The 3,083-nt window shown below is 35.1% G+C and carries 4 protein-coding genes; all 4 read left to right on the top strand.

Annotated elements, in window-relative coordinates; genetic code table 11:
• Nucleotides 1–498 precede the first annotated feature (498 nt).
• The 4 genes from B4C08_RS00210 (at nucleotide 499) to B4C08_RS00195 (ending at nucleotide 2,908) form a co-directional block, all read left to right on the top strand.
• Entirely contained in the window at nucleotides 499–909 is a 411-nt protein-coding gene (locus tag B4C08_RS00210) for a sugar 3,4-ketoisomerase (RefSeq protein ID WP_296662056.1), read from the top strand.
• A complete protein-coding gene (locus tag B4C08_RS00205) occupies nucleotides 896–1,315 on the top strand; it encodes a sugar 3,4-ketoisomerase (protein ID WP_296662055.1) in 420 nt (139 codons plus the stop codon). The genes B4C08_RS00210 and B4C08_RS00205 overlap by 14 nt, the downstream gene beginning before the upstream one ends.
• Entirely contained in the window at nucleotides 1,312–1,803 is a 492-nt protein-coding gene (locus B4C08_RS00200) for an acyltransferase (protein WP_296662054.1), read from the top strand. The genes B4C08_RS00205 and B4C08_RS00200 overlap by 4 nt, the downstream gene beginning before the upstream one ends.
• 61 nt (nucleotides 1,804–1,864) lie before the next feature.
• Nucleotides 1,865–2,908 carry a 3-oxoacyl-ACP synthase III family protein gene (locus tag B4C08_RS00195; protein WP_296662053.1) on the top strand — a complete coding sequence of 348 codons (1,044 nt, stop codon included), beginning with the start codon at nucleotides 1,865–1,867 and terminating at the stop codon, nucleotides 2,906–2,908.
• Nucleotides 2,909–3,083: the final 175 nt, after the last annotated feature.

Genomic DNA, 3,083 nt, shown 5'->3' with positions numbered 1-3,083 from the left:
TTTGACTTGCTTATGAATTCAAAGACCGGCGAAATGCTTTTTGACGACAATTACAACCTTTGGAATAACGGTCCGGACTACATTGCAGCGGAATACTTTCTGGAAAAAAAAGCGGAGTAGTGTTTTTTTATACTATCAGAACAAGAACACATTTGACCTGATAAAAATAAAACTCGTTGTCAAATAATTTTCTGCAGGATATACGCGATAATAGCCATGTGTATGCATTTAAGTAAATTATAAAGCAAATTAGTGTCCAGTATTTGCTTTTGTATAATCCAGTATGAAACGTTGTAGCGTCCACTGTGATGCTTTGTAACGTCCAGTGTGAAATGATGTAGTGGACAGTGTGAAAGGTTAAAATAGGCATTTTTGTTTTATTCAATGATGTTTAGCTTAAAATAAATTGCTTCTAATAAAATCACATATTTATACATAATTGATTTAATCAAATAAATCAAACAAACGTACAATCAAACTGATTTCTAACAAAAAACAATGAACGAACCAAAAATTATTCAGCTCCCAAAGATAAGTGACCCTAGGGGAAATTTGTCTTTTTTTGAGAACGACAATCAGTTGCCGTTTAAAATCAGACGTTCCTACTGGATTTATGATGTTCCAGGAGGAGAAAACCGTGGCGGACATGCCTACAAGAATACAGAAGAGTTTATAGTTGCTCTTTCTGGAAGTTTTGATGTCGTACTAGATAATGGAACAGAGAAGAAAACATTCGCTTTAAACCGCTCTTATTACGGCTTGTATGTTCCAAAGCTTTATTGGCGCGAAATGGAAAATTTTTCTACGAATTCGCTTGCAATGATAGTTTCTTCTACGGACTACAATGCGGAAGACTATATCCGCGACTACAATGAATTTTTGTCAAAGGTAAAAAATGAACAAAGATAAAACAACGGTCTATGACTGCACAATGATTGAACTTAGCAAGAATCACCGCGAAAAGGGAAATCTTACAGTTGTTCAGAATGAAAAAGAGATTCCTTTTGACGTAAAGCGGTGTTATTACCTTTATGATGTTCCAGGTGGCGAGGAGCGTGGCGGACACAGCCACAAACAGCTTCAGCAGCTGATTATTGCTGCAAGCGGAAGTTTTGATGTACGCCTTGATGACGGACAGGTTAAACGTACTTTTACACTGAACAGACCGTATCAGGGGCTTTTTGTTGTTCCCGGAATCTGGCGAGATTTAGATAATTTTTCCAGCGGCTCAGTATGTCTTGTGCTTGCAAGTGAAGTGTACCAAAAGGAAGACTATATCCGCAATTACAATGAATTTTTGGAGTGGAAAAAATGATTCATGAACTCGCTGACTGCAAATCTGAAAATATCGGTGAAAATACAAATATCTGGCAGTTCTGCGTTGTTTTTCCTAAAGCTAAAATCGGCGATAACTGCAATATCTGCGCAAATGTTCTGATAGAAAACGAAGTTATTATAGGAAACAATGTGACGGTCAAGTCCGGCGTGCAGCTTTGGGACGGAGTTACAGTTGAGGACAACGTATGCATTGGCCCGAATGTGACTTTTACAAATGACAAATATCCTCGCTCAAAAAATCCGGACTGGAAACTTTTTAAGACAATTGTAAAAAAAGGTGCGACTGTCGGTGCGAATTCGACTGTTCTTGCCGGAGTAACAATAGGAGAAAATGCAATGATTGGAGCAGGAAGTGTTGTAACAAAAGATGTTCCGGCAGGAGAGCTTTGGCTTGGCAACCCAGCTAGGTTTGTAAGAAAAATTGATGATATAAAAATCAACGGGGGGGGTACAACTGTAAAGTAAAAATTGTCATAAATAAATCAAAGCGGTATTGTAACTTGTCTCCAATAATGGAGGCGGCTGCATGATTTCTTCCATAAAAAATGTCAGAATTGCTGGTGTTTCTTGTGTTGTGCCTAAAAAATCAAAATCTTTATATGATGAGCCAAATCTTTATGATGGAAATCAAAAGAAAATAAAAAGAGTTGTTGAATCAAGTGGATTTTTGAACAGAAGAATCGCAGATGAAAATGTAACAACTTCTGATCTTTGTTATAAAGCAGCTCTTGATTTACTTGAAAATTGTCCAGTTGAGAAATCAGGTATTGATGCAATCCTTTTTGTAAGTTATACGCCAGATTATTTTATGCCAGCAACTAGTTATGTTTTACATAATAAGCTTGGTTTGAATGAAAACTGTATCTGTATGGATATTCCACAAGGTTGTAGCGGTTATGAAGTTGGATTATATCAAGCTGGAATGTTGATTAATAATGGCTGTAAAAAAGTTTTGCTTCTTGTTGGTGATACATTCAGCAAATTTTCTGATATGTTCATAAATAAAACAGCTCCGGTTTTTGGTGATGCAGGAACAGCAACTCTTATAGAATATTCTGAAAACGTAGCGCCTTGGTATTTTTCATTTCATACGGATAGTTCTGGATATGATGCTTTGATTTGTGAGAATGGAGCATTTAGAAATCCTGTAAGAAGGTCTGATTTCTATGAAGAAGGAGCTTTTGAATATAAAGCAAAAATGGATGGTGCAAGAGTTTTCGATTTCACTATGAAAAGAATCCAGCCGTCTATTATGGAGATTTTAAAAAATAATGGAATTTCCAAAGATGATATAGATTATTTTGTGCTTCATCAGGCTAATAAAATGATTTTACAAAATATTGCACTTGCATTAGAAATCCCCTTAGAAAAAATGCCTATTGGAACAATGACAGAATATGGAAATCAATGTGGAGCTTCTATTCCTTGTACTTTTAGTAAATTCTTAAAAAAAGATTTTTCTTCAAAGAAAAGTAGAGTTTTATTAAGTGGATTTGGAGTGGGATTAAGTTGGGCAAACTGTATTTTGGATATAGATAACATTTATGTTTCAGAATTGATTGAATATTAGTTTTAGGAGGAATATTTATGACTAAAGAAGATTTTATTTTAAAATTTGCAGACATTCTTCAAACTGAAGAAAAAATTACACTGGATACAGTTCTTGATGATTTAGAAGACTGGGATTCTTTGAATATTATGGCATGTGTAAGCTGGTTTCTAGAAAATAAAATTAATATTACAAC

Origin of the sequence: Treponema sp. UBA753 (assembly GCF_002297325.1) — a bacterium.
Classification (GTDB): domain Bacteria; phylum Spirochaetota; class Spirochaetia; order Treponematales; family Treponemataceae; genus Treponema_D.
Note: the sequence above shows the minus strand (reverse complement) of the source record. Positions and strands in the feature narration are given on the sequence as shown.

Bases quoted from the DNA above. Each gene is read 5' to 3' on its own strand.
- B4C08_RS00210 (WP_296662056.1), top strand. From the start codon at position 499: ATGAACGAACCAAAAATTATTCAGCTCCCAAAGATAAGTGACCCTAGG.
- B4C08_RS00205 (WP_296662055.1), top strand. From the start codon at position 896: ATGAACAAAGATAAAACAACGGTCTATGACTGCACAATGATTGAACTT.
- B4C08_RS00200 (WP_296662054.1), top strand. From the start codon at position 1,312: ATGATTCATGAACTCGCTGACTGCAAATCTGAAAATATCGGTGAAAAT.
- B4C08_RS00195 (WP_296662053.1), top strand. From the start codon at position 1,865: ATGATTTCTTCCATAAAAAATGTCAGAATTGCTGGTGTTTCTTGTGTT.